This is a genomic window from Treponema sp. UBA7570 (assembly GCA_002477955.1).
Taxonomy (GTDB): domain Bacteria; phylum Spirochaetota; class Spirochaetia; order Treponematales; family Treponemataceae; genus Treponema_D.
In genome coordinates this window covers 1-4,756 of record DLLE01000051.1, presented here as the reverse complement: position 1 = coordinate 4,756, position 4,756 = coordinate 1, and the positions used below count along the sequence as shown (strand labels likewise).

The 4,756-nt window shown below is 40.1% G+C and carries 5 protein-coding genes and 1 tRNA gene; 4 read left to right on the top strand and 2 right to left on the bottom strand.

The window, feature by feature from the left end:
* Nucleotides 1–614, bottom strand: a 614-nt coding sequence (locus B4N75_RS05920) for a P-loop NTPase (RefSeq protein WP_296706840.1), incomplete at its 3' end; no start/stop codon positions are given.
* 118 nt (nucleotides 615–732) lie between these two features.
* Between B4N75_RS05920 and B4N75_RS05915 the strand changes: the two genes are divergently transcribed.
* A complete protein-coding gene (locus tag B4N75_RS05915) occupies nucleotides 733–1,773 on the top strand; it encodes a Gfo/Idh/MocA family protein (protein ID WP_296706838.1) in 1,041 nt (346 codons plus the stop codon).
* A 120-nt stretch (nucleotides 1,774–1,893) separates the two neighbouring features.
* Here the strand turns inward: B4N75_RS05915 and B4N75_RS05910 are convergent.
* Nucleotides 1,894–1,966, bottom strand: a tRNA-Ala gene (locus B4N75_RS05910).
* Between the two features lie 123 nt (nucleotides 1,967–2,089).
* On the opposite strand from B4N75_RS05910, the gene B4N75_RS05905 reads away from it, so the two are divergent.
* The 3 genes from B4N75_RS05905 to B4N75_RS05895 all read left to right on the top strand — a co-directional run.
* Nucleotides 2,090–3,598, top strand: a complete 1,509-nt coding sequence (locus tag B4N75_RS05905) for an IMP dehydrogenase (protein WP_296669126.1) — start codon at nucleotides 2,090–2,092, stop codon at nucleotides 3,596–3,598.
* A 202-nt stretch (nucleotides 3,599–3,800) separates the two neighbouring features.
* Nucleotides 3,801–4,358 carry a winged helix-turn-helix transcriptional regulator gene (locus B4N75_RS05900; protein ID WP_296706837.1) on the top strand — a complete coding sequence of 186 codons (558 nt, stop codon included), beginning with the start codon at nucleotides 3,801–3,803 and terminating at the stop codon, nucleotides 4,356–4,358.
* Between the two features lie 36 nt (nucleotides 4,359–4,394).
* Nucleotides 4,395–4,756 (top strand): transcription termination/antitermination NusG family protein (locus B4N75_RS05895; RefSeq protein ID WP_296669130.1); only part of this gene is annotated, 362 nt, incomplete at its 3' end.

The following is a 4,756-nucleotide window of genomic DNA, read 5'->3' as shown; positions in this document are numbered from 1 at the left end:
TTTTCGATTAGTCCATAAACAGGAATTTTCATTGTCTGCGCCATTTTTACGGCTTTTTCGACGATTACACGGACAAGCTGCTGCGGACTTGAAACGATTATGATTCCGTCGAGAGGAATGCTCTGAAAAACCGTAAGAGGAACATCGCCTGTTCCTGGAGGCATATCGACAAACATATAGTCAACGTTGTCCCAGAAAACTTCTTCCCAGAACTTTTTTACAAAGCCGTTTATCATTGAGCCGCGCCACAAGACAGGATCGTTTTCGTTTTTGAGCAGGAAATTCATGCTCATAAGCTGGATTCCGGATTCTGTCGTTTCCGGAGCGATAAGGCCGGTTTCGTCGCAGTAGACTCTCTCGCCGTTCGACCCAAAACTAGTCGGAATTGAAGGGCCTGTGATGTCTGCGTCTAAGATTGCGGCTCTAAGTCCTTTTTTTGCGGTTTTTGACGCCAAAAGCGAGGTTACGAGGGATTTTCCAACTCCGCCTTTGCCAGAAACTACACCGATTACGTGTTTGACTGTGCTTTTTGGATGCAGATGAAATTTTAAATCTTTTGATTTGCAGTTTGAACTGCAGGTTGAACAATTGTGAGAGCAGCCTTCTTCTGACATGTATTTGCCTCTTTGTTTGTAATCATTCTAAAAAATATGTCTGACCATTGTAATAGAATATTTTTTTGTTTGCTATAGCGTTTTCTTCCTGATTTTTTGTTCCGATAATTATTAAGTTATGGAAAATAAAAAATATAAAACCGTTTTGATTGGAACTGGCCGGATTGGATTTTTGCTCGGATTTGATAAAAAACGTGAACAGCCGGCAAGCCACACTATGGCGCTTTTAAAAAATAAAAAAATTGAGCTTTTTGCTGCCTGCGACACTGACCTGGAGCGGTTAAAAATTTGGCAAAAATACGTAAAAAGACATGGCTCTGAAGGGCTTGTTTTTGAATCGGGCAGAGAACTTTACAAAAATATAAAAAAAATTGATATTGCGGTGGTTGCCGTAAATGAAAGCGCGCATTTGGAAGAATGTATCCGCGCGATTGAGGCACGGCCGAAACTTGTGATTCTTGAAAAACCTGTTGCCTTGAATTCTTTTGAGGCGCAAAAAATTGCGGACTGTGCGGAAAAAAACAAAGTTCCTGTTATGGTGAACCACGAGCGCCGTTTTGACAAAAATTATGCGCTTGCAATGCAATGGATGGAAAAAATCGGGAAAATTCAAAGGGTTGAAGCCGAACTGGATTCTGGACTGCGCATTTACGCAAAAGAATTTGAAAAAGACGGAACTTACAGCCTCTTGCACGATGGAACTCATCTTGTTGATATTGTGCGGTTTTTGTGCGGAACTGAACTTGAAAAACCCGTGATTACAGGCGTTTTTAAGGACGGGAAAAAAATTGTGCGGAATTTTTGCGCGCATTACAGTTTTTGCAAAAGCGAAAAGCTTGGAGAAATTCCTGAAATTTGCATAAAAATGAGCGGACGTTCAAAATTTTTTGAATTTAGAATTGAAATTTTGGGAACAGAAGGCAAAATCTGCATTGGAAACGGAATTGCCGATTTTTATTTGAGAAAACAGAGCAAGCTTTATACAGGATTTTATTCGCTTGAAAAACAGAAAGCAAGGCTGCCTAAAAAAACTCAGTATTTTTCTGGAATGGTGGAAAACGCAGTTGATTTTTTGGACGGAAAAATGCCGCTTTTAAGTCCGTTGAAAGAGGCGACTGCTGATTTGAAAGTTCTGGAAGAAATTAAGGAAAAACTGTAAACGCACAAAAGATTGGAGTGGCCGCAAGGCGGGTGCGAAGCACCGGAGGCGCGTAAGACGCCGTAGCCACGGAAAGCTTGGTTTTTGCAAGATTCTTGCAAAAATGTGCCCAAAAAAAAGTGGAGATAGCCGGATTCGAACCGGTGACCCTCTGATTGCGAACCAGATGCTCTACCAACTGAGCTATATCCCCATGAGTAAAGAGTAGCACATTTTCCTAAATTATTCAATACAATCAGTATTGAAATTGCTTTTCTGAATTTGTATAATAGATAAATTACACAAAAATTTAATTGATTTTTTTAGGGGATTTAAAATGGCTTATTATTTTGAAGAACCTTCGCACACTTTTGGCGAATATCTTTTGGTTCCTGGCTATTCTTCTGCGGAATGTACTCCAGACAGAGTTTCATTAAAGACTCCGGTTGTAAAATTCAACAAAAAAGCTGGCGAGACTTGTCCGCTTACAATGAATATTCCAATGGTTTCTGCCGTAATGCAGGCTGTTTCTGACGACAAGCTTGCAATTGCGCTTGCGAAAGAGGGCGGAATCAGTTTTATTTTTGGAAGCCAGACAATCGAAAACCAGGCTGCTATGGTCGCACGCGTAAAGGCTTACAAGGCAGGTTTTGTAACTTCTGACTCAAATATTCGTCCGGAGCAGACTTTGGAAGAAGTTGTAGAATTGAGCGCAAGAACAGGCCATTCAACTGTCGCTGTTACAGAAGACGGAAGCCCGAACGGAAAACTTCTTGGAATTATTACTTCAAAAGATTTTAGAATTGGCCATTGTCCGGCAGGTTCAAAGGTAAAAGACTACATGACAGGTCTTGAAGATTTGGCGACTGGCAAAGAGGGAATTGATCTTTCAGAAGCAAACAATATTATTTGGGAGAAAAAAGTAAACCAGCTCCCGATTGTTGATAAAAATGGAAATCTTGTGAGCCTTGTTTTCCGCAAGGATTATTCAACTCACGCAGAACATCCGAACGAGCTTCTTGATTCTAAACAGCGTTACATTGTTGGCGCGGGAATTAACACACGCGACTACATGGAACGCGTTCCAGAACTTCTCAAGGCAGGGGCAGACGTTTTTGTTCTTGATTCTTCGGAAGGTTTTTCTGAGTGGCAGGCCCGCGCTCTCAAGGATTTGCATGCGGCTTTTCCTGGAATTAAAGTTGGCGCTGGAAACGTTGTTGATGCGGAAGGCTTTAACTTTTTGGCAGATGCTGGAGCGGATTTTGTAAAAATCGGTATTGGCGGCGGATCAATCTGTATTACACGCGAACAGAAAGGAATTGGCCGCGGACAGGCGACTGCAACAATCGAAGTGGCAAAAGCACGCGATGAGTATTTTAAGAAGACTGGAATTTACGTTCCTGTTTGTTCTGACGGCGGAATTGTTCACGATTATCATGTAACTTTGGCTCTTGCAATGGGCGCAGATTTTGTAATGCTCGGACGCTATTTTGCACGTTTTGATGAATCTCCTTCAAACAAACTCGTAATCAACGGAAACTATGTAAAAGAATATTGGGGCGAGGGGTCAAACCGCGCGCGCAACTGGCAGAGATACGACCTTGGCGGCAAAAAAGGCATGGCGTTTGAAGAAGGCGTGGATTCTTACGTTCCTTATGCTGGACATTTGCACGACGGAGTTGGAATGACTCTGAGCAAGGTTGTGCACACAATGTGCAACTGTGGAGCGCTTTCTATTCCAGAATTGCAGGAAAAAGCAAAAATTACACTTGTTTCGCCAGTTACAATTCAGGAAGGTTCAGCACACGATGTGACTGTAAGAAATACAACAAGCGTTCAAAACTAAATTTTTCTTTTTAGTTGAATATATGCTAGTCAAAAGCCCGGTTCGTCATATAAAAGCTGTCGAATTCGGGCTTTTTTTGTAATTTTAAATTTTATTCAAAAAGTCTGCTGATATTTACGAATATTCGCGAAAAATTTTGTATTCAACAATTCTGTGTTTTTTAATAAAATGGATTTTGAAATTTTGCTCGCGGAGAAAAATTATGGAACAAGACCTTGCTACATTACAGCTTATTTCTAATACGCTCAAAGAAGATCCGAACGCAAGTCAGCGGGTTTTGGCAAAAAAAACAAATGTATCGTTGGGAATGATGAATGCGATTTTGGGGCGGTTTGCCGAACGTGGCTGGATAATGCTTACAAACGTGAATAAAAGAAAATTCGCTTATGCTTTGACAAGCGAAGGAATGAGAGAACTTCGGGAACGCGGAAAGATTTTTGTGGAAAAAACTTTTAAAATTGCAAATTCGTATAATCAAATAATGACAGACGAAGTTGCGCTTGCAAAAAAGCATGGAAAAACGAAGGTTGTGCTTTACGGAGAAAGCTATGTAAAGTTTCTTCTGGAATACGCCTGTACAAAGAATAAAATTGAATTTGAGAAAGTGTCTGGATTAAAAGAGCATGAGATAAAAAACAACGAATATGCCCTTGCCGGTGAAATGAATGATAAAGAAACAAAAGAAAGGCTTTTAAAGGCAGGCTGTACGGATATTCTGGAAATGATACAGTCAAACTCGTCCGAAGATAAGGTTTTTTAAAGAAAAGTTTTTAGGATTTTTTTTAAAGGGAGTTTTATGGAATACTATTGCTTAATGGTAAGAACCGGCGAAGAGGAAGAATTTAAAAAGAAGGCGCAGAAAGCATTTTGTGAGCAGGCTTGTACGGCGGAACTGTATTATTTTCAGCGTACTCTAAAAACAAATCAGGGAAAACCGTATGAAAAACCTCTTTTTCCGGGATACTTGTTCTTTCAGACAGAAAGTTTGACACCTCAGATTATACAAACATTAAAAAAAATTGACGGTTTTATAAGAATTCTCCTTGATAATATAAATCCGATAGAAATTTTAGGAACACAGCTGGAAGAATTAAGACTGTTTATCGGAAATGGCGAGCATTGGGGTATTTCAAAAGTTGAATTTATGCCAGAAAAAAA

Bases quoted from the DNA above. Each gene is read 5' to 3' on its own strand.
- B4N75_RS05915 (WP_296706838.1), top strand. From the start codon at position 733: ATGGAAAATAAAAAATATAAAACCGTTTTGATTGGAACTGGCCGGATT.
- B4N75_RS05905 (WP_296669126.1), top strand. From the start codon at position 2,090: ATGGCTTATTATTTTGAAGAACCTTCGCACACTTTTGGCGAATATCTT.
- B4N75_RS05900 (WP_296706837.1), top strand. From the start codon at position 3,801: ATGGAACAAGACCTTGCTACATTACAGCTTATTTCTAATACGCTCAAA.